The organism is Streptomyces sp. WM6386 (genome assembly GCF_000972385.1).
Lineage (GTDB): Bacteria > Actinomycetota > Actinomycetes > Streptomycetales > Streptomycetaceae > Streptomyces.
In genome coordinates this window covers 1-22,347 of the sequence record NZ_JXTE01000034.1, presented here as the reverse complement: position 1 = coordinate 22,347, position 22,347 = coordinate 1, and the positions used below count along the sequence as shown (strand labels likewise).

At 70.4% G+C, this 22,347-nt stretch carries 20 protein-coding genes; 4 read left to right on the top strand and 16 right to left on the bottom strand.

All coding sequences use genetic code 11. The features are described from left to right. Nucleotides 1-452: 452 nt before the first annotated feature. The 4 genes from TN53_RS21440 to TN53_RS21425 form a co-directional block, all read right to left on the bottom strand. Nucleotides 453-1,361, bottom strand: coding sequence for an SDR family oxidoreductase (locus tag TN53_RS21440; protein WP_046260204.1), 909 nt, complete (start codon nt 1,359-1,361; stop codon nt 453-455). A gap of 529 nt (nt 1,362-1,890) precedes the next feature. Further along, the gene (locus tag TN53_RS21435) at nt 1,891-2,370 is read right to left on the bottom strand and encodes a MarR family winged helix-turn-helix transcriptional regulator (RefSeq protein WP_046260203.1); all 480 of its coding nucleotides are present in this window, start codon (nt 2,368-2,370) and stop codon (nt 1,891-1,893) included. Nucleotides 2,371-2,381: 11 nt separating this feature from the next. After that, nucleotides 2,382-3,443 (bottom strand): alkene reductase, encoded by a 1,062-nt coding sequence (locus tag TN53_RS21430; protein ID WP_046260202.1) that lies wholly within the window; start codon nt 3,441-3,443, stop codon nt 2,382-2,384. A gap of 51 nt (nt 3,444-3,494) precedes the next feature. Then, the gene (locus TN53_RS21425; protein ID WP_046260201.1) at nt 3,495-4,400 is read right to left on the bottom strand and encodes an NADP-dependent oxidoreductase; all 906 of its coding nucleotides are present in this window, start codon (nt 4,398-4,400) and stop codon (nt 3,495-3,497) included. 140 nt (nt 4,401-4,540) lie between these two features. Here TN53_RS21425 and TN53_RS49180 point away from each other — a divergent pair, with 140 nt between their 5' ends. From TN53_RS49180 to TN53_RS45315, 3 genes are all read left to right on the top strand, one after another. Then, nucleotides 4,541-4,675 (top strand): hypothetical protein, encoded by a 135-nt coding sequence (locus TN53_RS49180; RefSeq protein ID WP_267886550.1) that lies wholly within the window; start codon nt 4,541-4,543, stop codon nt 4,673-4,675. 238 nt (nt 4,676-4,913) lie between these two features. Next, nucleotides 4,914-5,147, top strand: a complete 234-nt coding sequence (locus TN53_RS21420; protein ID WP_046260200.1) for a type II toxin-antitoxin system VapB family antitoxin — start codon at nt 4,914-4,916, stop codon at nt 5,145-5,147. Then, nucleotides 5,144-5,551: a PIN domain nuclease gene (locus TN53_RS45315; RefSeq protein ID WP_095046627.1), complete on the top strand. Its 408-nt coding sequence runs from the start codon at nt 5,144-5,146 to the stop codon at nt 5,549-5,551. Before TN53_RS21420 ends, TN53_RS45315 begins: the two co-directional genes overlap by 4 nt. 540 nt (nt 5,552-6,091) lie before the next feature. Here TN53_RS45315 and TN53_RS21415 read toward each other — a convergent pair. Beyond that, nucleotides 6,092-6,928, bottom strand: coding sequence for a class II glutamine amidotransferase (locus TN53_RS21415; RefSeq protein ID WP_046260199.1), 837 nt, complete (start codon nt 6,926-6,928; stop codon nt 6,092-6,094). A gap of 617 nt (nt 6,929-7,545) precedes the next feature. Between TN53_RS21415 and TN53_RS21410 the strand changes: the two genes are divergently transcribed. Further along, nucleotides 7,546-9,030 (top strand): ricin-type beta-trefoil lectin domain protein, encoded by a 1,485-nt coding sequence (locus TN53_RS21410; RefSeq protein WP_046260198.1) that lies wholly within the window; start codon nt 7,546-7,548, stop codon nt 9,028-9,030. 97 nt (nt 9,031-9,127) lie between these two features. On the opposite strand, the gene TN53_RS21405 is transcribed toward TN53_RS21410, so the two are convergent. The 11 genes from TN53_RS21405 to TN53_RS21355 form a co-directional block, all read right to left on the bottom strand. Then, nucleotides 9,128-10,306, bottom strand: coding sequence for an esterase-like activity of phytase family protein (locus TN53_RS21405; RefSeq protein WP_046260197.1), 1,179 nt, complete (start codon nt 10,304-10,306; stop codon nt 9,128-9,130). Next, nucleotides 10,303-11,268: an ABC transporter permease gene (locus TN53_RS21400; protein WP_046260196.1), complete on the bottom strand. Its 966-nt coding sequence runs from the start codon at nt 11,266-11,268 to the stop codon at nt 10,303-10,305. The genes TN53_RS21405 and TN53_RS21400 overlap by 4 nt, the downstream gene beginning before the upstream one ends. Next, complete coding sequence (locus TN53_RS21395; RefSeq protein WP_046260195.1) at nt 11,268-12,407, bottom strand: ABC transporter permease; 1,140 nt, start codon at nt 12,405-12,407, stop codon at nt 11,268-11,270. The genes TN53_RS21400 and TN53_RS21395 overlap by 1 nt, the downstream gene beginning before the upstream one ends. Continuing rightward, nucleotides 12,404-13,984: an ABC transporter ATP-binding protein gene (locus TN53_RS21390; RefSeq protein ID WP_095046626.1), complete on the bottom strand. Its 1,581-nt coding sequence runs from the start codon at nt 13,982-13,984 to the stop codon at nt 12,404-12,406. Before TN53_RS21390 ends, TN53_RS21395 begins: the two co-directional genes overlap by 4 nt. A gap of 16 nt (nt 13,985-14,000) precedes the next feature. Next, nucleotides 14,001-15,095, bottom strand: coding sequence for a BMP family lipoprotein (locus TN53_RS21385; protein WP_046260194.1), 1,095 nt, complete (start codon nt 15,093-15,095; stop codon nt 14,001-14,003). Between the two features lie 98 nt (nt 15,096-15,193). Continuing rightward, a complete protein-coding gene (gene deoD, locus TN53_RS21380; RefSeq protein WP_046260193.1) occupies nt 15,194-15,934 on the bottom strand; it encodes a purine-nucleoside phosphorylase in 741 nt (246 codons plus the stop codon). Then, nucleotides 15,934-16,710 carry a glutamine amidotransferase gene (locus TN53_RS21375; protein WP_046260192.1) on the bottom strand — a complete coding sequence of 259 codons (777 nt, stop codon included), beginning with the start codon at nt 16,708-16,710 and terminating at the stop codon, nt 15,934-15,936. The genes deoD and TN53_RS21375 overlap by 1 nt, the downstream gene beginning before the upstream one ends. An 83-nt stretch (nt 16,711-16,793) precedes the next feature. Then, nucleotides 16,794-17,852: a LacI family DNA-binding transcriptional regulator gene (locus TN53_RS21370; protein WP_046260191.1), complete on the bottom strand. Its 1,059-nt coding sequence runs from the start codon at nt 17,850-17,852 to the stop codon at nt 16,794-16,796. After that, nucleotides 17,842-19,185, bottom strand: coding sequence for an amidohydrolase (locus TN53_RS21365; RefSeq protein WP_046260190.1), 1,344 nt, complete (start codon nt 19,183-19,185; stop codon nt 17,842-17,844). The genes TN53_RS21370 and TN53_RS21365 overlap by 11 nt, the downstream gene beginning before the upstream one ends. Before the next feature lie 250 nt (nt 19,186-19,435). Further along, on the bottom strand, nt 19,436-20,905 hold the full coding sequence (locus TN53_RS21360; protein ID WP_046260189.1) for an APC family permease: 1,470 nt from the start codon (nt 20,903-20,905) through the stop codon (nt 19,436-19,438). A gap of 90 nt (nt 20,906-20,995) precedes the next feature. Continuing rightward, on the bottom strand, nt 20,996-21,727 hold the full coding sequence (locus TN53_RS21355; RefSeq protein ID WP_046260188.1) for a FadR/GntR family transcriptional regulator: 732 nt from the start codon (nt 21,725-21,727) through the stop codon (nt 20,996-20,998). Nucleotides 21,728-22,347: the final 620 nt, after the last annotated feature.

Genomic DNA, 22,347 nt, shown 5'->3' with positions numbered 1-22,347 from the left:
GGCGCAGAGGTGTCCAGGTCGACGTTGTTTCGGGGTGGATTCGTTGTCCTATTTGATGGCTGCGTGGCTGGGGCAGCCATCCACAGGGCGGACAGTTGAGTTGAGTCCCGGGCCGGCGGCGGAGGAGGCAGTGCTGATACCGGCGGATGAGGAAACGTCCCGGTGATGGCAGACGGGCAGGGAAACGGCCCGAAGGGGAAACGGTCCTGATGGGTCACTCGACCCACTCGGCCGGCCTCGCGCCACGTCGTTCCCCTGGAGAACTCCTGGCTGTCAGGAACCGCTGCCACCGCAGCAGGTGCCGTGGTTTTGCCAGTTCAGGTGAAGCCCGGTTGGAGTCGGCCCGGCAGGTCGCATTCCGGGTGCGGCAGGATGTACGGCGATCTGTCAGAGGGCTCCTCCCACTCGCCGGTTGGGCCCCGCCCGGGCGGCCGGGCCGGCATGCGGGCTGGTCACCGGTGCTGCGCCGTGCCCAGCTCGTCGGTGTACCGGGCGAGGGCGTCCTCGGCCGTGGGGACGGGACCGAACAGCTGCTCCTGGCGGCGGGGGTCGGCGACGTAGCGGCCGCTGTCGAACCAGCCGAACATCGCGGCCATGTCCTTGACCAGGGGCATGAAGCGGCCGACGGTGGCTCCCGCGGCGCGGGCGACGGCGGAGGGGACGGCCCGTACCTTGATCTTCTTTCCGGCTCGGTCGCCCATCAGGTCGGCCATCTCGCGCATGCTGACCGGACGGTCCCAGCCGATGTCGATGCGCTCACCGTTGTCTGCCTCGGCGTCGACGGCGGCTGCCAGGTACGCCGCGAGATCGGAGGTGTGGACGAAGGTCAGCGGGACGGTGGTCTTGCCGATCCACGTCAGACGGCCCTTGTCGATCGGGTTGCCCGCCATGGTCGCGATCTGGTCGAGGAAGGCTCCCGGGCGCAGGGCGACGAACGGGACGCCGAGCTGTTCGAGCTTGTCCTCGGCGATCTTCTTGTGCCAGAAGTGCGGGACGTGGGGCGTCTGGTCGCTGGTGAGGATGCTGGTCAGGACGAACCGCCGGATGCCGGTGCGGTGGGCGGCCTCGGCGAGGTTGGCGTTGCCGACGGTGTCGATGTCGTGCGCGTTCTTGCCGCCGCGGGTGTAGCCGGCGGCGGTGGTGATGACGGCATCGGCGCCGTTCATGGCGGCGACGAGCGAGTCGAGGTCGAGCATGTCGCCGCGGGCGATCTCGACACCCCGCCTTTCGAGCCTGCTCGCGTCGGTGGTCGGCCGGACCAGAGCGCGGACGTTCTTACCGCGCTTGAGCAGTTCGTCGACGACCTTGCCTCCGAGGGAACCGGTCGCGCCGACGACGAGGACGGGGAGTGTGGTGGTCATGGGAGTCTCACTTTCCATCAGGTCAGTAGTGGGGGATTAGGTGAGCGAGGCAGCGGTGGCCGCGGGCGCCGTCGGCCCTGGCCGCTCAGGGGCTGGCCTGTGGTGGGCGGATCCGCGGCGCGGGTCACCGCCGGCCTGCACGGGCTTGCCGAGGTCCAAGGCGACCCGGACGCGGGTGATGCGCCCGTCCTCGAAGTGCGGCCGGCCGGCGACAAGGAAGGGCTCCCCGTCCCTGCGGGGGTGTTGCCCTGCCCCGGATGAGTTCCGTCCTTCCTCCACCGGGACAGCTCGCGCTTGCCCCGGACGTTGAGGTCCCGCTCAGCCCCGTTCTCCCTGACATACGGGGGTGAGCGGGGGTACCGCCACATCCGCCGGCTCGGCTCACCGGGCTTCTTCCGACAGTTGGGGAGGCTGGCTCCGTTCAGCACGGGTCTTCATGAGCCGAGTGCGCTGCAGCACTGTCCGCTTCGCAGGGACGCCGGAAACGAAGCGCACTCCAGGCCGGAACCGGGGTGCAGGCCGAGGGGAGTTACTCGGATTCTTCCTGCGGAACAGCGCGACTGTTGATCGCGTCGGCGATGACGTAGGCGGTGCGGACGAAGGACTCCGCCTGCTGCGCCGACAGGTTCACCGCGGAGGTCTCCTCCAGGGCCTGCCACATGGCCGCGATGGGCTCGCGCATGGCACGGCCCTTGTCGGTGAGGTGGACGACCATGACGCGCCGGTCGTGTGGGGCGGGCTCGCGCACGAGCAGGCCGGCGTCCTGCATGCGGCGCAGGGACTTGGAGACGGTGGAGTGGTCCAGGCCGACGGATTCGAGCAGTTCGGACTGGGTCTGGCCGTCCCGGTCGAGGAGTTGCATGAGCAGCAGTTCCTGCCCGGGATGCAGGTCCATCTCGCGGAGCATGGCGGCGGCACGGGCGCGGTGGGCGCGGGCGAGCTGGAAGATCGCGTAACTCATCGGCCCCTCGCTGGCCGTGGAGGGGGTGCGGTGGGTGGAGGCGGGCATGATGCGGTTCCTCAGACGGTGTGGGTGGGGTAGTCCGTGTAGCCGGCCACTCCGCCGCCGTAGAAGGTCGCCGGGTCGGGGGTGTTCAGCGGCGCGTCAGAGCGTAGCCGCTCGACCAGGTCCGGGTTGGCGAGCGCGAGGGCGCCGACGGAGACAAGGTCGGCCGTGCCGTTGTCGACGTCCTTGGCGCGGGTGGGCAGGTCGGTGCCGGCCCGGTTGAGGATCAGCGTGGTCGGCCACAGCGCGCGCAGGGTGCCCAGCAACTCCTCGTCGCCCGCGTGCATCACGTGGAGATAGGCGAGGCCGAGCGGACTCAGGGCGCGCAGGAGCGCCGGATACAGCTCGGCGGTGTCGGACTCGGCGATGTCGTTGTAGGGGTTGCCGGGGGAGATGCGCAGGCCGGTGCGGTCGGCGCCGATCTCGCCGGCCACGGCAGCGGCGGCCTCGACGGCGAAGCGGATGCGGTTGTCGATGGAGCCGCCGTAGCGGTCGGTGCGCTGGTTGGTGTTGTCGGAAAGGAACTGGTGCATCAGGTAGCCGTTGGCGCCGTGGATTTCCACGCCGTCGGCGCCTGCCGCGACGGCGGCCGCCGCGGCGCGGCGGAAGTCGTCGACGGTCGTAGCGACCTCCTGCGTCGACAGAGCACGGGGTGCCGGCATCTCCTGGGGCCCGGACGCGGTGAACATCGCGCCCTGCGGCTGGATCGCCGAAGGGGCGACCGGCTGACGGCCGTGCGGGGTGTTGTCGGGGTGGGCGATACGTCCGGTGTGCATCAGCTGGATGACGATCCGGCCGTCGGCCTCGTGCACGGCGTCGGTGACCTTGCGCCACCCGGCGATCTGCTCGTCATTGTGGATACCGGGGGTGAGGAGGTAGCCCTGGCCGTCGGCGGAGGGCTGGGTGCCCTCGGTGATGATGAGTGCGTGCGAGGCCCGCTGGGCGTAGTACTCGGCGTTCAGCTCGGTCGGTACGCCTTCGGGTGTGGAGCGGTCGCGGGTCATGGGGGCCATGACCAGGCGGTGCGGGAGGGAGATGTCACCGACGGTGGTCGGTGTCCACAGGGCGTTCAGCATGAGGGGTCCTTCGGTGCGGTGATGATCGAAACAGGGGGAAGGGGGGCGTGATCAGTCGACGGTGAGGACGAGCTTGCCCCGGACATGCCCGGCGTCGCTGACCTGCTGGGCCGTGGCGGCCTCGGCGAGCGGGTAGGCGGTGAGGGTGGTGACGACCTTGCCGGTCGCGGCGTCCTGGGCCAGCGCGGCCAGGGCGGCGGCGGAGCGTTCCCGGGGACTGCTGGAGAAGGTGATGCCGAGCTGGTGTGCGCGGAGGTCGGCGATGGTGACGATGCGCTCGGTGCCGCCCCGCAGGGTGATGGAGTCCTCCAGGGCTCCCTTCCCGGCCAGGTCGAACACCGCGTCCACGCCGTCGGGGGCTAGTGCCCGGACCCGCTCGACCAGGCCCTTGCCGTAGAGGGTCGCGGTGGCACCGAGCGCGGTGAGGTAGTCCTGGTTGGCGGGGCCGGCGGTGCCGATGACGTGTGCTCCGCGGGCCGTGGCGAGCTGGACCGCCAGGGTGCCGACCGCTCCGGCCGCACCGTGCATCAGTACGGTCTCCCCGGCGGCGACGCCGAGCAGGTCCAGGACCCGCTCGGCCGTCGCGCCCGCCACCGGCAGCGCGGCCGCGTGCGGCCAGTCGAGGCCGGCGGGCTTGGGGGCCACCGTGGTGGCCAGCGCGTACTCGGCGTAGGAGCCGGTGTCCGACCAGCCCAGTACCTCGTCGCCGACCTGCACGTCCTGCACGCCCTCGCCCAGGGCGTCCACCACGCCGGCGAGCTCGCCACCGGGGACGGCGGGGAGCGGCGTGGGGAACGCGGCCTCCATGGCCCCGGAGCGGATCTTGCCGTCCAGCGCGTTCAGCCCGGCCGCCTTGACGCGGACGCGGATCTGTCCGGGGCCGGGCTGCGGGACCTCGATGTCCGCCTCGCGCAGTACTTCCGTGCCGCCGAAACGGTCGAACAGGATGGCTCTCATGACGACTCCTCTCGTGCCCCCACCCATTTAGGTGGCTGGACACATAATTAACGTAGCAGCAAACATGTGGCTAGCCAAGTATTTGCTGTCGCTGTCGAAAAGGATCAGATCCAGAAGGGGGTGCAGACGGGTGTGGCCCCGTGCGTGCCTGGCGCGTCGAGAACGGTCAACCGGAGCGCAGCGAGGTCGCAGCCCTCGTTGCCTACGTCGAGCCGCTCTGCGGCAATTCGAAGATCGTCGCTGACTCGGCGATGGAGACCTACGTCCTCGGCTGATCCGATCGACACGCTATGACCCAGGTCCATGCGCGGTCCGGCGGACTGGGGTCGCCCTTTGTGTCCCGTCGGCAAGGGACTCCGCTGGGCGAAGGTTCCATGCGCTGGAAGTGGGCGGAGGCGGCGGTTGCTGTAGATCCGTCGCTTCTCCCTCGCGTGGTCTGTTTGTGATCGATGGCTGCGCCCAATGTTGGTGATGTATCTTGGGTACATACATCGTGGATGTTGGAGGTGTCCGATGTCCGTCACGCAGATTGATCTCGACGACGAGGCGCTGGCCGAGGCCATGCGGCTCATGGGCGTCACGACGAAGAAGGAGACCGTCAACGCGGCCCTTCGGGACTACGTGGCGCGGATCAAGCGGCTTGAGGCTGCGGAGAAGTTGGCCGCGCGGGGCGCACGTGGTGAGTTCGAGGAGGCCGCGGCGGCGCAGGACGCGGAGAAGCGTGCGCGACGCGAGGCCTTCGAGTGATCACGTATCTGGTGGACACCTCGGCTCTGTGGCACCTGTTTCGCACCCCAGGTGCGTTGCGTCCATGGGAGGGACACATTGCCGCCGGGGTGTTCCACCTCTGCGAGCCGACACGTACCGAATTTCTCTACTCGGCAACCAGCCCGTCCCATCGGGATGAGCTCGCAGAGGAACTGGACGCGCTCTGCCTGCTCTCTCCGGTTCCGAAGAACGCCTGGCGTTGGGTCGACACCGCACAGTACAAACTGACCCAGCGGGGCCAGCATCGGGCGGCTGGAGTGATCGATCTGGTGGTGTGTGCGACAGCTGTACACCATGGGCACACCGTTCTCCACGTGGACAATGACTTCGCTACGGTGGCCGGAGTCCTCAAAGAAGTTCAGCAGCGAGACGCGCGAGCCTGACCTCCTGGGAAACATTCACGTGTGTCAGCCTCGCCGGCCTCTCGTTGATCGACGGCCACATCATTGTCCTAGGACGATGAACCTGGTCGGTTCGCAGAGCGCGACTGTCGCACCGCCCAGATCCGCGAGCCGCGCGGCAAGGGTGGCCTCTGCGAGCCGGGTTGGCAGTGCTGCGCTGAACTTGAGGCCGTTCAGCGCCCGTGCGTCCACTGCGGGAAGGCACAGTTGATCTGTTGCTTCCGCGATGGCCTTCGTCCATTTCGCGGGTGCCACGTCCTCGCGAAGTCGATACAGGTGTGTCTGTTGGCCGCTGGAGCGGATCGGCGATCGTGGTCAGTACGGCGGCCAGGGTGGCGTTGGCCCGGTATCCATCCCAGGTCCACCAGCGCGCACGGGTGTCGCGCCCGCCCCTTACGGCCACCGTCCTGTCGGGCTGGACCAGTTCCGAGCTGCTCTCGCGTGCCTGGGTGAGCGCGATCTCGCCACCTGTGCATTTCGCTGACCTGCGGAAACGCTCATTTTTTCGGGTGTCGAGGGGCGTCACGCAGGTTCCGGGACGAAGGAATGCAGGTCGTCCGCCCCGTCCTCTATGACGCTGTAGCTGCTTTCGGGTACCTCGTTCCAGGCGCCAGGCAGGTCGCCGAGAGGTTCGGAAACGATGAGGCGGGTGTCGTCGGACACTTCGTGCAGGAACGCCGCGTCGGGGTGCAGTTTGCGCAGGGCATCCACGCGGGTGCTGTAGAACAAGGACCGGGAAGCGCCCTCGCTCGAGTAGCGGAAGGCCCAGACGCGTTCGCCGTCGGTCACGCCGATCGTCATCTGCAGCGGGAACTCCACGCCGTGGTCGCGGCCGCTGCGCTCCACCGCACCCACCATCCGGGACACGGCGCCCGGCGGGTCCTGGTCCAGGCCGAAGGTGAGTGCCAGGTAGAACATCAGCTCCGAGTCCGTCGTCCCTTCGATGTCGGGGTACAGCCCAGGGGCGACGAGCAGGGACAGGTCGCGGCGCATGAGGTGGAAATCCGCGATGGCACCGTTGTGCATCCACATCCAGCGGCCGTGCCGGAAGGGGTGGCAGTTCGTCTGCTGCACCGCGGTGCCGGTCGTCGCCCGGATATGGGCGAAGAACAACGGGGAGCGGACATGATCCGCGAGCTCCCTCAGGTTGCGGTTGTTCCAGGCGGGTCCGACGTCCGTGAACAGGGCCGGGGTGCCGATGCGCTCCTGTGCGTACCATCCGACGCCGAAGCCGTCGCCGTTCGTCGTCTCGACACCCAGTCGCGAGTGGAGGCTCTGGTCGATCAGCGAGTGGGCCGGTCTGTAGAGGATGGTGTCGAGAAGCAGGGGTGTTCCCGAATAAGCGAGCCATCGGCACATGAACGATCACCTGTGTTCCTGCACACCCGCGGGAGCGCTCTGATCTCCCGCTCGCGGCGTCCGGAGTCTTCGACGAGTCCGCCGGTCACCTGACCCGACCGCAGTGCCCCGCTGCCCTGCCGGCTTGGCGCGAGCGCGTTCAGCATGGTCGGCGCCCCCGCGCCGAGGGCGACGCTGTGTCCGATGACCGGGTGGCTCCTGTCCCGATCCCATTTTCGCCCCCCTCTCGGCGCATCGCCATGGGGGCGCGGGCCGGCGGCCAGAGCTCCGGGCTCGGGGCCGCTCACCGCTCAGCGGCGACACACGGGAACGCAGGCCGGCCCCGGCGGACGGCTCCCGTCGGCGTGACAGGAGACAGAGCCTTTCGGCCCCTCACATATGTGCGTTGACGCCCGTTGTCGGTGAACCCACTCAGGGTCCCGCGCGGGTCTGGCGTGTTTCGGAAGTGTCACGGGTCTTGTCACCGGAGCGCGCGTCGTGCGAATGTCCGGGCGATGGTTACGTAACCATGGCCGGTTTACGCAGGTCTGGGACACCGGACCCTGGCTCATCCCTGGCTCGGCTCAGGTGACGAACCCGCACTCCGCCCTCCACGATTTCCCGTCACTGGAGACGACATGACCAAGACCCCGACGAGGTCGCGAAGACTGGCCAGTGCGCTCATGGCCGGCTTCGGCGCGACGCTTCTGTTGCTGACCGCCCCCGGCCCCGCCCTCGCCCAGCAGGACTCCGCGAAGCCGGCCGCCTCGTACGCTCCGGTGAAGACCGCGACGAAGGGGGGCACCAGTGACTTCCGCGGGGTGAACTGGGCCGACCCGCGCGACAACTACGCCAGTGACGCCGTGGTGCCGAGCGGGCTGTCGGTGACCGACAACTACCGCACCGTGTACCGCACCACGCAGAAGATGGTGAGCGGGTTCAGGAAGAACCTGGGCGCCAACACGCTGCGACTGCCGATCAACCCGGCAAGCGTGGGCACCACCTGGTGGAAGTCGTACCGGGCGACGATCGACGCGGCCACCGCTTCCGGTGACAAGGTCATCGTCAGTTACTGGGAGGCCGACTCCAGCAAGGACGGCCTGGTCGACGACACGGCCGCCTGGAAGACGATGTGGAACACCGTGGTGCGGGAGTACAAGCACAACCCGCGGGTCTACTTCGAGCCCATGAACGAGCCGCACGGCTACACCCTGGACCAGTGGGTGTCCGTCACCAGCGGCTGGCTCGCCCAGCACAAGGACGTCCCGCGCGGCCGTGTCGTGATCAGCGGTACCGGCTACAACGACAACGTCACCGGCGTCGGCGCGGCACCCGAACTGCGGGGAACCCTGCTGTCGTTGCACTTCTACGGGTTCTGGAACAGCTACACCCAGCAGTCGGACTGGACCGCCGACCTCGAGAAGCGGATCGGCAAGTACGCCGGCCGGACCGTCATCGACGAGGCCGGCTCCCCGATGACCACCGGTCTGAACTACGGCGCATGGAACGGCAACATCTACACCTCGTATCTCGCGGCCGTGGCCAACACCGCCCGCAGCAAGGGGATGGGACTGGTGTACTGGCCGGGGCTGCGCTTCGGCGACGCCTACTCCATCGAGTCGCTGGACGCCGAGGGCAACCTGGTGGACAACAACGCCGGCGGAGTCGCGCTGCTGCGCTGGGGCTACGGCTTCGGCAAGACCCCGCCGGTCAACGACCTGCCGCCCGCGCCTCCCGGTGAGGTCCTGCGCGGCGTGGCCTCGGGCCGCTGCGTCGACGTGCCCGGCTTCAGCACGACCAACGGCACCCAGCTCGACCTCTGGGACTGCAACGACGGCGGCAACCAGTCCTGGAACTGGAACGCGGACAAGCAGCTCACCGTCTACGGCAACAAGTGCATGACCGTGGGAGGCACCGGAGCCACGGCGGGAGACCCCGTGATCATCACCGACTGCACCGGCGCGGCGGCACAGCAGTGGAACGTGAACGCTGACCTCTCCGTGTCCAGCGTCGCCGACCCGGAGCTCTGCCTGGACGCGGCCGGAGCGGGCACCGGCAACGGCACATCGGTCGACGTCTGGTACTGCAACGGCGGCACCAACCAGCAGTGGGCCAGGAGCTGACACCGAACTGTGGGCGCCGTCGCGCTTCGCCTCACGGCGAGGCCGGCGGCGCTCAGGTGTACGGCCGATCCTGCCCAGCAGGAGGGTATCGACGGGATCATCCGCGGATCGCGAAGGCGATGAACTGGGTCACCTGGCGTGCCGCGAAGTTGTCGTCGGAGACCAGGACGACGGTGCGGCGGCCGTCGGGGAGGCGGGGGCCGAGGGTGATGCCCTCGACGTTGTCGACCCGGGACAGTCCGGGTACGTCGGACAGGTCGGTCACCAGCGTCTTGCGGACCGGCCGGACGGGTCGCGCGGACGGGTCGGACGGGTCGGTGAGGGAGTCGCGGCCGAGGACGTCGGTGGCGCCGTGCAGGTCGACCAGGTAGATCCGGGCCTTCCAGTTGTTGTCGGCGTAGATCGAGGCGCGCTCCAGGACCAGGAAGCGGTCGTGGCCGAGCGCGACGAGGTCACTGACCCCGTTGGTGTCGGTGCTGCCCGCGGGGGTCGCGGCGAACAGGGGCTCCAGGGGATAGGCGTACTGGGACAGCGGCTGTCCGGTGCGGGCGTCGTGGACGGTGATGCGGGTGAGCGCGCCGTGCTCGGGGGTGGGGTCGTCGCCGTCCTGGTAGAGGGGGTCCTCCATGGCGGTGACGATCCGTCGGCCGTCCGGGGTGAAGGTGACTCCTTCCAGGGTCTGGTTCTTGCGGGGGCCGAACTCCTGGGAGTTCATGTGCAGTTGAGGGGGCAGCGGGAGCTGTCCGGTGTAGGCGCCGGTCGTGGTGGCGCGGCGGATCCAGGGGTCGCCGAGGAGGGCCGGGCCGTCGGACGGGACGATGCGTTCGCCCTCGCTCGTCCAGACCAGGCCGCCGTCGCGCGGGTCGACGGCGATGCCCTCCGGGTCGGGTGCGACGGTGGACGTGGCGGTCGAGGTGGGCGGGAAGGTGGTGCCGTCCGGGCGGAGCCAGGGGTGGGTGCCGGTGAGCTCGACACCCTTCAGGGTGCCGCCGGTGAGGTCGACGTGAGCGGTGTAGAAGCGGGCCGCGCCGGTCTGCGACCGGTCGTCGCTGATCACGTAGTACGTGCCGGACTTCGCGTCGTAGCCGATGGCGGACAGCCCGCCGACGGTGGTGCCCTGGAAGGGCATGGCGTTCGGAAGCTCTCGCTCGCCGAGGAAGTCCAGCCGTATGCCGCTGTCGTGAGCGGCGGCGGCCGGGGTGCCGATGAGGGCGGGAAGCGCGGCCAGGACGACGGCGGTGGCGATGATCCGAGCGCGGGCGGCACGGATGCTCATGGGGTCTCCGTAAGTTGTGGGGTGGGCAGGCCGGGCGGGGCGGCGGGCGCGGTGCGGGACGCGCGACGGCGGCGCCAGGCGAAGAACGCGAGGGCGAGCAGGGTGAAGGCGTACGGGATCGCGGAGACCAGCTGCGACGGGATGGCGAGGTTGCCGAGCTGGACGGCGAGGGCCTCGGCGGTGCCGAAGCCGAGGGCGGCGAGGAAGACGCCCCAGGGGCGCAGGGCGCCGAGGAACACGGCGGCCAGGGCGATGTAGCCGCGGCCCGCGGTCATACCGGTGACGAAGAAGGACACCGCGCCCATGCTCAGGAACACTCCGGCAGCCCCGGCCAGCGCGCCGCTGAGCGCGAGGGCGCGGAACTGGACCCGGTGCACGTGGATGCCCACCGAGCGGGCCGCCTCGGGATGCTCGCCGACGGCACGCAGATGGAAGCCGAACCGGGCCCGGTACAGCAGCCAGGCCACCGCCGGGGCGGCGGCGAGCGCGGCCCAGGTCAGCACGTTCTGCCCGCTGAGCACCGCACCGAGACCGGGAACGTCCTCGATCAGCGGCAGCCGGACCGAGGGCAGCGCCCCGCTGTGCAGCCTGCTGGTCCCGCCCTTGTCACCGAGGAGCGCGTACACGGTGTACGCCGTCGCGCCCGCAGCGAGCAGGTTGAGGCCGATGCCCGCGATGATGGCGTCCGCGCCGAGGTACAGGTGCAGCACGCCGAGCAGCAGGGCGAGAAGCGCGCCCCCGGCGATCCCGCAGACGGCGCCCGCCCACACCGAGCCGCTGTACCCGGCGACCAGCGCACCCGTGCAGGCGGCGGTCAGCATCGAGCCCTCCAGCGCGATGTTGGGCACACCGGCCCGCTCGGCCAGCAGACCGCCGAGGGCGGCGAGGACGTACGGCGTGGACACCCCGAGGATCGCCGCGAGGAATCCGGTGCTGAGCACGACGTCGAGCACGGGGCCCATCAGCGGGCCTCCCTTCGGGCGAGGTACCGCTTGACGAGTTCGGGCAGCGCCCGGGCGGTCACGAGCAGCACGATGACCGCCTGGATGATGGTCACGGCCTCGGAGCCGACGTCGGTCTGCTGCTCCATCACATCGCCGCCGACGCGCAGATACGAGTAGAGGAGCGCGGCGGCGACCACGCCGATGGGGTTGTTGCGGCCCAGCAGGGCGACGACGATGCCCTCGAAGGCCAGGCCGCCCGCCATGTCGGGCTGGAGCCCGCCGTAGACACCGAGGGCCAGGTGAGCCCCGGCGAGACCGGCGAGCGCGCCGCCGATGACGAAGCTCCACTCGATGGTGCGCGGCACGTCGAGGCCGCCGTACCGGGCGAAGTCCGGGTTGGAGCCGGTGATCCGGATGCGGTAGCCGAGGGGTGTCCTCGCCAGCAGGAACCAGACGGCCGCGGCCACCGCGAGCATCCCGAAGAGGCCGATGTTCGCCTGGTCCAGGGGGACGCCGAAGAAGTCAGAGAGGAGGGGCAGCGCCGAGTCCGGCTGCACCGGGGCGGACTGCACGGCGCTGCTTTCCGGCGCCTTGATGTGGTCGGTGAGGAGATAGTCGAAGACCCGTACGACGACGGCGTTCAGCATCAGGGTGGCCACGATCTCGTTGGCTCCGAGGCGGGCCTTCATCACCCCCGGGACCGCGCCCAGCGCGCCCCCGGCGAGGGCGGCGACGGCGAGCGGCACCAGGACGGCGGCGACGGGCGGCAGGTGCAGGTTGATCGCCACCAGGGCGCTCGCGAGCGCGCCGGCGTACACCTGGCCCTCCGCGCCGAGGCTGATCTGCCGGGCCCGGAAGGGGATCGACACGGACAGGCCGAGCAGCGCCAGGGTGGTGGCGTCGGCGAGCCAGCGGCCGATGCGGGGGGTGCGTTCCAGCGGGCCGGTGAGCAGGGCGTTGAGGGCGCCGGTGGCGTCCTTGCCGGTGGCCAGGACGACCAGGAAGGCGATGAGGACGGCGACGGCGACGGTCAGCACGGTCATCGTCAGCTCGACGACGGCCGTACGGCGCCGGGTGGCGAGGAAATCCCGGCGTCCCTGCGTCTCAGGCCGGCCTTGCCGTTCCGCGTCCGCTCCGGGTTTCAGGATCGAGGTCATCGGACACCTGCCGTGATCCGCTCGTCGGAATGCCGCTCCACACCGAGCATGTACAGGCCGGTGGCCTCCTCGGTGAGACCGGTCGGGTCGTCGAAGCGGGCGACGAGGCGGCCGTCCTTGATGACCAGCAACCGGTCGGAGAGCGCGAGCAGTTCACCGAGGTCGGCGGAGACCAGCAGCACCGCCGCGCCCGCGTCCCGGGCCTCGATCAGCCGCTCGTACATGAAGTGCATGGCGCCGATGTCGACGCCCCGGGTCAGCTGTGCGGCGAGCAACAGGCGTGGCCGGGCGGACAGTTCGCGGGCGACGACGACCTTCTGCAGGTTGCCGCCGGACAGTGAACCGGCCGTCGCGTCGGGATGCGGGGCGCGGATCGCGTACCGGCCGATCAGGTCCTCGGCCAGTTCACGGATGCGGCGGGTGCGCAGGATGCCCCGGCGGGCGACGGGGGGCCGGTCGTGGCGGTCGACGATCAGGTTGTCGGCGACGGAGCGGTCCAGGGCCGCCCCGTTGGACTGCCGGTCCTCGGGCACGTGGGCGACACCGGCCCGGCGGTGGCCCGCCGCGTCGAGGTGGGTGACGTCGGCGTCGTCCACGGTGACCGTTCCGGCGGTGGGGCGGCGCAGTCCGGCGAGGAGTTCGACGAGTTCGGTCTGGCCGTTGCCCTCGACGCCCGCGAGGCCGACGATCTCACCGGCCGCGATGTCGAGGGCCACGTCGTGCACCGAGGGGCCGGAGAGCCCTCGTACCCGTAGTACTCCCGCTCCGGGGCGGGCCGGAGGCCTGCTCACGTCGAGGGACATCTCCCGGCCGACCATCATGGACGCGAGCTGCGCCGGGGACGCCTCCTCGGTACGTACGGTCGCGATCATCGACCCGGCGCGCATGACGGTGACGCGGTCGCTGATCTCCCGTACCTCCTTGAGCTTGTGCGAGATGAACAGCACGGTCATGCCCGAGTCGCGCAGTCCGCGGACCGCGGTGAACAGGTCGGTGGTCTCCTGAGGGGTGAGCACGGCGGTGGGCTCGTCGAGGATCAGGATGCGGGCGCCGCGGTGCAGGGCCTTGAGGATCTCGGCGCGCTGGCGCATCCCCACCGACACCGCGTCGACCCTGGCCTCCGGGTCGACGGCGAGCCCCGCCTCCTCGGCCAGCGCGGCGGTACGTTCGGCGGCGGCGACGCGGTCGACGCGGCCCGGCCGCCCCGGTTCGACGCCGAGGACGACGTTCTCGGCGATGGTGAACGACGGCACCAGCATGAGGTTCTGGTGGACCATCCCCACCCCGAGGGCGATGGCGTCCTGCGGCCGGGAGAACCTGACCGGCCTGCCGTGCACGCTGAGTTGGCCGGCCGACGGCTGTTCCAGCCCGTACAGCAGTTTCATCAGAGTGGACTTGCCGGCGCCGTTCTGCCCGACGATCGCCCTGATCTCGCCGACCGGCACCGACAGGTCGACGTCGATCACGGCGCGGGTGCCGTTGGGGTAGGTCTTGCCCAGGCCCGTGGCCGCAAGGGCGGCAGGGGCCTTCTCCGCGGCGCCGTGCACGGCCGCGTCGGTTTCCTCGATGGGTTCCACCAGTGTTCCTCGGAGGTCAGAAGGCCGAAGGGACCTTGACGGCACCGGACTTGACCTTCGCGGCCTGCGCCTGAAGTTCGGCGCGTACGGCGGCGGGGACGAGCTTTTCGAAGTTCGCGTTGTCCACGTAACCCACGCCGTCCTCGGCCAGGCCCACGGCGGCGGGCTTGCCGTAGGCGAGCGTGCCGGCCTTGTTCGCCTTGGCCGCCAGGTAGAGGGCGTTGCCGGCGTTCTTGAGGATGGAGGTGACGACGGTCTCCCGCTGGGCGGGGTCGGTGAGCGTCTTGTACTGGTCGGAGTCGACGCCGAAGGCGTACCGCTTGGCGGTGACGGCCGACTCGAACACGCCGAGCCCGGAGGATCCGGCGACGGGCCACACCAGTTCGGCGCCCTGCCCGTACATCGCCGAGGCGATCTGCTTGCCCTTCGCCGGGTCGCCGAACGGGTTGTCGCCGCCGACGTACTGCACGAGGACACCGGAGGACGGATTTCCGCCCGCCGCCTTGAAACCTGCCTTGAAGCCGACGACGAAGTCCTCGATGACGGGAATCTTCACTCCGCCGATCACGCCCACTTTCCCGTTTCCGGCGCTGCCCGGAAGGGACTTGTCGGCGACGAGTTTTTCGGCGAGGAATCCGGCGAGATAGGCGGCCTCGTTCTGCTTGAAGGTGACCGAGTAGACGTTCGCGCACTTGTTGGAACAGCCGCTCTTGCCCGTGTAGTCGACGGAGCCGTCGAAGAGCCAGAACTTCTTGTCCGGGTATTCCGGGGCCAGCTTGGAGACGAGGTCGACGGTGTCCACGGTGCCCGCCGCGAGCACGTCGTAGTCGTCGCCGGCGGCGGCGTCCTCGAAGCCGGAGGCCCACTTGGTGCGGTCGCTGCCCAGCTCGACGACCTTCAGGCTGTAACCGAGGTCCTTCTCCGTCTTCTGCAGGCCCGCGTACGCGGAGTCGAAGAAGGAACGGTCGCCGAGGTTGCCGTTGATGACGAACTTGATTCTCGGCTTGCCGGAATCCCCGGCCTGGGAAGAGTCGGCGTCCGTCGAGGCGCCGCATGCGGCGAGGGTGAGGGAGAGCGCCGCGACGCCTCCCAGAATTCTGATCTTGTTCATTGCCTGGATTCACTTTCTCTGCGGGGGCATTCTTGGTCATTGGCCGAAAGCTATGCAATGCAAAACGTTTTGGCTATGGGTCTTTGTGTTCTCTCGCGTTAGGAGTTTGTTTCCGGGAGCAGCGCGGTGGCCGCGATGGTGACGGCCCTGTCGAAGTCGGTCTCCCGTTCGTCCGGGGTGAGCGCCTGCGCGTGGCGCACGTGGTCGCTGACGGTCAGGACGGCGAGCGCCTGGCCGCCCTCGGCGGCGGCGGTCGCGTACAGGCCCGCGGCCTCCATCTCGACGGCGAGGGTCCCGTGCGTCTCCAGCCGTTCGAACAGCGCCGGTCGCTCCAGATAGAAGTGGTCGGTGGTGAACACCGGCCCGATGTGCGTGCGCGGTCCGGCTCCGTCACCGCTCCCGCCACCGGCTTCGGCGGCTCGTGCGGCGGCCGCGGCCAGGCCGAAGGAGGCCGCGTGACTGAGGTGCACACCGTCGATACGGCGGCTGCCCATCGCCGAGTCGGTGTGGGCGGCGGTGGCCACGACGACGTCCCGCAGCCCCACCGAGGCGGGGATGCCGCCCGCGGTGCCCACGCGGACGATGCGGCGCACGCCGTAGAAGCGGAAGAGCTCGGTCGCGTAGATCGTGACGGACGGCATGCCCATACCGGAGGCCAGCACGGACAGGGGCGCCCCTCGGTACGTTCCGGTGTAGCCCTCGATGCCGCGTACGTCGGTGACCAGCCGGGCATTCTGAAGGATCGTTTCCGCGATACGGCGTGCGCGGCGCGGGTCGCCGGGCATCAGCACGTCCGGCGCGAAGTCGCCGGGGGCGGCCGAGATGTGGGCGGTGACCATCAGGCCTCCTCCGCCTTCGCCTTTGCCTCTGCCGGGGTGCCGGCCAGCCAGCGGACCAGCCGGTCCCACAGTTCGGGGTAGCCCTCCCACTGCAGAAAGGCGGGCGGGGCCCAGTGCGGCGCCAGGTCGGACGTGAACGCCGCCGACCTGCCCGCGCCGTATCCGCCCACCGCCAGCAGCGGATGGCCCGCGCACTCGACGAGCAGCTCCGCGCCGTCCCCTACCGCCACCTCGTTGAGGCCGAGCAGGTCCGGCCAGGTCGCGTCCAGCCCGTCGACCACCGGGTGCCGGGCGAGAACCCGGGGTGCGGCCCCGGCGGGCAGCTCCACCCGGTCGTCCCGGTCGTGCAGGGCGACCGGCAGCGCGGCGGCCAGCGGAGTGCGGCCCCAGCGGGCCTTGGCGTCGATGCCGGTGAAGGTGAGGTAGCCGCCGACCATCAGCAGGCCGCCGCCGCGCTCGACGTACTCCCGGAGCAGTTCCGTACGGTCCGGCGTGGGCACCGAGTGGGCGAAGGTCTGCGGGGTGAGCTGGAAGCTGTTGGCGCCGACATCGCTGATCACGACGACGTCGTAGGCGTCCAGTTCCTCGGCGGTGGCGGGCACTCTGGTCGCTATCTCGTGCGCCGGGACGTACGTCACCGTGTGGCCGCGTTCGCGCAGCGCGTCGAGGAAGACCTGGGCGCCCTCGACGTACTCGGAGGTGAAGAAGGAGTCGAACCCCTTCTGGTGAACGGAGTGGGTGAACCAGGACTCACCCACGACGAGGACATGGGGCATCGCTGCACGGCCTTTCAATGAGGTGTGAGGTGTGAGGTGCGGGGTGTTGGGTGTTGAGGTGGTGGTGGGGCGGGGTGCGCCGGTCAGCGGGCCGGGCGCACGGGCGCCGTACTGGCGCGGACCTTCAGCCGGACCGGCAGGATGTGCCGGGAGGCGGGGGGCACCTCGTCACGGTGGACGTAGCTCAGGAGCTGGGCCCCGGCGGTGCGGCCGATGTCGTAGGCGGGCTGGTGGACGGTGGTGAGGCGGGGGTGGACCCGGGAGGCGAGCATGATGTCGTCGAAGCCCGCCACCGAGACGTCGTCGGGGACGCTCAGGCCCGCGTCCTCCAGGGCGGCGACCGCGCCCAGCGCCATCAGGTCGTTGGCGGCGAACACCGCGGTGAAGCGGCGCGGGCCGCCGCCCTCCAGGGCCGTGGCGACCAGGTCGTAGCCGGACCGCTCGACGAACGCGCCCTCGACCTCGGTGACGCCCGTGTCGCCGAACGCCTCCCGGAAACCGGCGATCCGCTCCAGGCTGCTGACCAGGTCCACCGGCCCGCTGATCGCCAGCACCCGGCGGTGGCCCAGCTCCCGCAGATGCTGCCCGATCAGCCGGCCGCCCGCGCGGTGGTCGGCGGTGACCAGGATGGTCTGCTCCAGCAGCCCGGGGACGACCTCGTCGGCCAGGGCGATGGGGAACCGCCCGAGCAGCGACGCCAGCCGGCTGCGGGAGGGCGGTGAGCCGGAGGCGTACACCATGCCGTCGATGAACCGGCCCCGGAGCATCTCCAGATAGCGGTCCTCGCGGTCGGGGTCGAACTCGGTGTTGCACAGGATGACCCCGTAGCCGAGGTCGTGGGCGGCGTCGTCGACGCCCTTGGCGAGTTCGGCGAAGAACTGGTTGGTGATGTCGGGCACCAGCAGCCCTATGACGTTGGTCGAACCGGCCTGAAGGTTGCGGGCCGTGGACGCCGGGACGTAGCCCAGCCTGCTGACGACCGAGCGGACCCGCTCGGCGGTCTCCTCCGCGACCGGCCGGTTGCCGCTCAGCACATGCGACACCGTGGTCGGACTGACCCGGGCGGCGGCCGCCACGTCCTTGATCGACGCGGGCCGCCGCAACCGGCGGCGCCCCGGATCCTCGTCCCGTTCAGGGGTCATAGTGCTGCACCGCCCTGCCGTGCGAGGTGTCGAGCAGCGCGGGCACGCGTGCCTCGATCTCGGCCAGCAGCGCGGGCAGGTCCACCGTCAGCAGTCGGCCGTCCCGCACCACGACCCGTCCGTCGACGACGACCGTGCGCACATCGCTCGCCCGGGCGCTGTAGACCAGGGCCGCCACCGGGTCGTGCACCGGGCGGCAGTGCGCGCCGCCCAGGTCGACCAGCACGATGTCTCCGGCCCGGCCCGGCTCCAGGGCGCCGATCCGGCCGCCGAGGCCCAGCGCCCGGGCTCCGCCGCGCGTGGCCAGCCGGACGGTGTCGGACACCGTCATCCAGGTGGCGTCCCGTTCGGCCTGCTTCTGGGTGAGCGCGATCAGCCGCATCGCCTCCCACACGTCCAGCGTGTTGTGCCCGGCGGCCCCGTCCGTCCCGGCGCCGACGGCGACACCGGCGTCCAGCAGGTTCCGTACCGGGGTGAGCGGATGCAGGGCGTGCTTCAGATACACCTTCGGACAGCAGGCCACGCCGGTACGGTCCCCGTGCGCCGCCAGCGTCGGCAGGTCCTCGGCGACGATGCCGCAGCCGTGCGCGATCAGCGCGCCCGCGTCCAGCACCCCGGTCCGCTCCAGCACCGTGATGGGGGTGATGCCACGCCGGGCGAGACTCGACTCGGTCTGCTCCAGGTGCTCGGCGGCGTGGATGTGGATACGCAGGCCCGCCTCCCGGGCCAGTTCCGCGAGTCGGACCAGGTCCGCGTCCTCGACGGTGTACGGCGCGTGCGGGCCCAGCGACGCCGTGACCCGTCCGTCACCCGTGCCGTGCAGGGCTACGGCGGTCTCGGCGCTCTCCTCCAGGGCCGCGCGACCCCGGCTGCTGAAGTAGGTCGGCGCGATGTCGGCCCGGATCCCGGTCCGTACGACGGCGTCGGCGATCCGCTCGGCGTGGAAGTAGTGGTCGGCGAACGTGGTCACGCCGCTGAGCAGCATCTCCGCACAGGCCAGCTGCGCGCCGAGGCCGATGTCGGCGGGGGTGAGGTTGACCTCCATGGGCCACACCCGCTCGTTGAACCAGGCCTCCACGCTCACGTCCTCGGCGGCGCCGCGCATCAGCGTCATCGGGCCGTGCGTGTGGGCGTTCACCAGCCCGGGTACGGCGAGCAGTCCCGTGCCGTCCACGGTCTCCGCCCCGGCCGCCTCCGGTCCGCAGCCGGCCGGGCCCAGCCAGGCGATCACCCCGTCCTCGACCAGGATGTCCTGGTCCCTCTCCACTCGGCAGGGGCCCTGCTCGGGCGTCACGAGCACCGAGCAGGACGTCACGATCAGTCGGCGCGTCATGAGGATCCTTCCGTTCGAAACGGACGTTAAGGATCCAAAACGTTTTGCACAAGCCCCGCATATCCGACGCGTCCTCGGCGAGGGCGACGCGATCGAGGTCCATGGACGTCCGCAGACTGCGGGACCGCGGCGGACGCCCGACGGTGTGGGCTGTGGCAGCCGAACCGCCGCCTCAGGACGGGAAGGGGAGACGAGCCGTCAGATGTCCTCCCACCGGCGGTCGTTCACCTCGCGACGCACGTCCACCGCTTCAGTCCGCGTCGGCGACCACAGAACCGACGCGGTCGGCCAGGGTCGGGTCGCGGCGGACCAGGAGGGCCGCGTAGCCGACGGCGGCGAGCAGGGCGGTCAGTGCCGCGTAGGGGAACCAGTTGTACGGGGCGGGCTGGCCCGGCTTGGCCAAGTAGTACAGCGGGACCAGGATGGCCAGGGTGCCGAGCGTGGGCAGTACCAGGTGCCGGACCACCCGGAACTCCTGCGGCCGGTACCTGCGGTAGTACAGCGGCAGGGCGATGTTGGAGGCGAGGTAGACCAGCAGGATCAGGATGGTGCCGAGGGTCGAGGACTCGGTGAAGAAGACCACCGGGTTCATCGGGCCGCGGCCGGATCCCACCAGATGGCCCAGGCCCCAGCCGCCGATGATCAGCAGGGCGGTGGCGGCGAAGGTGATGATCGCGTTGTTCGGCGTACGGCGGGTGGGGTGCACGTAGCCGAAGAAGGACGGGAGCAGACCCTCGCGCCCGGCGTTGAACACCAGGCGGGCCTGGGAGTTGATGCCGGCGATCAGCACGCCGAGCGTGGAGGTCAGACCGCCCAGATAGGTGAGGAACGCCAGCGCGCCGAGGGTGTGCTGGGCCACCTCGACGAAGGGGATCGGGGAGGCCCCGAGTCTGTTCACGTCGTAGCCGAAGCCCGTCACCGTGGCGTAGGCGAAGAGAACGTAGCTCACCGTCATGATCGCGATGGAGGAGAACACCGCGCGGCCGACGTTGCGCCGCGGATTCTCCGTCTCCTCGGCGAGCGCGGCCGAGTTCTCCCAGCCGACGAACAGGTACACCGCCAGGGGGAAACCCGCCGCCAGACCCCTGAAGCCGTGGCTGATATGGCTGGGCAGGAACGGATCGAGGGAAAGCGAGCCGCGGTGTTCCACGAGCGCCGCGATCGAGACCACGGCCAGTACCAGCATTTCGACGCCGAAGAAGTAGCCGGCCCATTTGGTGGAGACCACGATCCCGCGCAGCATCAACCCCACGGCCAGTCCGGTGAGCAGCAGGGTCCAGATGATCCACGGCAGGTCCACGCCGGTGTAGTGGTACAGGGTGATCTGCACGAACCCGCCGGAGATCGCGATGACGGAGGCCATCGCGATGATGTAGCCGAGCCCCGCCAGCAGCGCCGTGGTCACCGCGCTGACCGGTCCGAAGGTCTTGCCCACGAAGGTGGTGAAGCTGCCGGCCGAGGGGTGCGCCCGGGAGAACTCCGCCAGCGTGTTGCCGAGCAGCGCGACCGCGATGCCCGCGGCGACGATGGTCAGGGGTGAGGCCACGCCCGCGGTGGTGGCCAGGAAGGCGAAACCGAAGAAGAAGCTCATGGCCGGGCCGACGTTGGCCATCGTGGCGGCGGCGATGTCCGCCATGCCGAGGACGCCGCCACGCAGCCGCTGCGGCGCGTCGCCGACGGGGCCCGGCGGGGACAGCGGGCCTGCTCCGGGGTCGGGCATGGCGGCAACTCCTTGTGCGGTGGTGGCCTGATGGGTGCCGCTTCGACTACCGGCGCGGGTTCCCGGCGGTCGGACCGGCACGACCGGGCGTCAGCGGTGCCGGGAACGCTGGTGTGCCTTCACCGCCCGCACGGCCGGATCGGTCGCACCCCGGCCCAGTTCGGCGAGCAGTTCGGCGTGACAGTGGTTCTGGGCCCGGATCACCGTGGGGTGCGGCGCGGGCAGCAGCAGGCAGAGCCGGCCGAGCAGGTCGGCGGCGAACTCGCGCATTCCGGCACCGCCGAGCGTCTGTGCGAGGTCCAGGTGGAAGCGGGCCTCCAACTCGGCCAGGCGTGCCGGGTCGTCGGTCAGTTCCGTCTCCTCGACCAGCGCCCGCAGCCCCTCCAGCCGCTCGGCCGGGACCTCTCCCGAACTGTGCGCCACGAGGCCGCATTCGAGCAGCAGATGGAAGGCGTCCAGGGAGGCCGCCTCCGCGGCGTCGTGCATCACGGCGACGACGGTGTCCCAGTCCCGCGCGACGAAGGTGCCGCCCGCCCGTCCGCGCCGACGGTCGAGCAGGCCGTCCTGGCACATGCCCTCCAGCGCGCGACGCACGGTGATCTCGCTGATCCCCAGTTCCTCGGCGAGGACCCCGGCATCCGGGAGCCGGTCCCCCGGCCGCACGGAGCGCAGGCGTACCCGCAGCGCGATCCTCGACCGGACGAGATCGGATCCGCTCTGGCCCGTGCCGGGCAGGGCGCGGGCGTGTCCCACGTCGGTGACCGATGTCGTCCGAGCCGGGCCCGGCTGGTTGTAAGGCCCGAACTTGCCCGCTGCATTCACGACGCCACCCTAACGGCCTGCTGAACGCGGTCGCGGCCCGCGACTTCTCGGCGTTCGCCCCACCGGGAGGCGGGCTCGCGCGGGTGTGGTGCACAGGGACTCCCAGGGTGCGGGGAGCGCCGGAGAGGCTGCTCCGAAGCGGTCCGGGACGGCCCCGAACAGCCGGCCACGGCGTGGCGCGGGTGTCGCGACGGTAGGGGGAGCGCCGCGATGGAGGAAAAATTAGAGCAAGGTGAACAGTTAAACAAGACCTTGCTGCGACCGGCCCGGAGGTGGGGGAGAAGGCCGAGTCGGCCGCTGTGTCGGCACGCCTCTGAGCAGGGGTTTCGCGTCTCGGTGAGCGGTCCGCGGGGCGGGTCGACGGCGGCGCCTGCGGGACGCGGGTGCGCCGGAAGGCGGCGCGCGGACGCCGTGGGTCGGACGAACGGACCCCTTGTTTTATTTGATCGCCGTGAACTATTTTCCTGAGCGTCACCGGGCGACCGATGCAGCAGACCTCGGCCGGCGGCCGTGATCCACCATGCCCTCCCCGCGACCGTGATCGCCACCCCCGCCCCGGCCCCGCCCCCTGACCCGGCACCCCCGCACGACCCGCCCGGCGGAATCCATACGGCCACCGC

What these genes read in the sequence shown, in the direction of transcription:
- TN53_RS21440 (WP_046260204.1), bottom strand. Translation starts at nt 1,361, where the DNA reads ATGACCACCACACTCCCCGTCCTCGTCGTCGGCGCGACCGGTTCCCTC.
- TN53_RS21435 (WP_046260203.1), bottom strand. Translation starts at nt 2,370, where the DNA reads ATGCCCGCCTCCACCCACCGCACCCCCTCCACGGCCAGCGAGGGGCCG.
- TN53_RS21430 (WP_046260202.1), bottom strand. Translation starts at nt 3,443, where the DNA reads ATGCTGAACGCCCTGTGGACACCGACCACCGTCGGTGACATCTCCCTC.
- TN53_RS21425 (WP_046260201.1), bottom strand. Translation starts at nt 4,400, where the DNA reads ATGAGAGCCATCCTGTTCGACCGTTTCGGCGGCACGGAAGTACTGCGC.
- TN53_RS21420 (WP_046260200.1), top strand. Translation starts at nt 4,914, where the DNA reads ATGTCCGTCACGCAGATTGATCTCGACGACGAGGCGCTGGCCGAGGCC.
- TN53_RS21415 (WP_046260199.1), bottom strand. Translation starts at nt 6,928, where the DNA reads ATGTGCCGATGGCTCGCTTATTCGGGAACACCCCTGCTTCTCGACACC.
- TN53_RS21410 (WP_046260198.1), top strand. Translation starts at nt 7,546, where the DNA reads ATGACCAAGACCCCGACGAGGTCGCGAAGACTGGCCAGTGCGCTCATG.
- TN53_RS21405 (WP_046260197.1), bottom strand. Translation starts at nt 10,306, where the DNA reads ATGAGCATCCGTGCCGCCCGCGCTCGGATCATCGCCACCGCCGTCGTC.
- TN53_RS21400 (WP_046260196.1), bottom strand. Translation starts at nt 11,268, where the DNA reads ATGGGCCCCGTGCTCGACGTCGTGCTCAGCACCGGATTCCTCGCGGCG.
- TN53_RS21395 (WP_046260195.1), bottom strand. Translation starts at nt 12,407, where the DNA reads ATGACCTCGATCCTGAAACCCGGAGCGGACGCGGAACGGCAAGGCCGG.
- TN53_RS21385 (WP_046260194.1), bottom strand. Translation starts at nt 15,095, where the DNA reads ATGAACAAGATCAGAATTCTGGGAGGCGTCGCGGCGCTCTCCCTCACC.
- deoD (WP_046260193.1), bottom strand. Translation starts at nt 15,934, where the DNA reads ATGGTCACCGCCCACATCTCGGCCGCCCCCGGCGACTTCGCGCCGGAC.
- TN53_RS21375 (WP_046260192.1), bottom strand. Translation starts at nt 16,710, where the DNA reads ATGCCCCATGTCCTCGTCGTGGGTGAGTCCTGGTTCACCCACTCCGTT.
- TN53_RS21370 (WP_046260191.1), bottom strand. Translation starts at nt 17,852, where the DNA reads ATGACCCCTGAACGGGACGAGGATCCGGGGCGCCGCCGGTTGCGGCGG.
- TN53_RS21365 (WP_046260190.1), bottom strand. Translation starts at nt 19,185, where the DNA reads ATGACGCGCCGACTGATCGTGACGTCCTGCTCGGTGCTCGTGACGCCC.
- TN53_RS21360 (WP_046260189.1), bottom strand. Translation starts at nt 20,905, where the DNA reads ATGCCCGACCCCGGAGCAGGCCCGCTGTCCCCGCCGGGCCCCGTCGGC.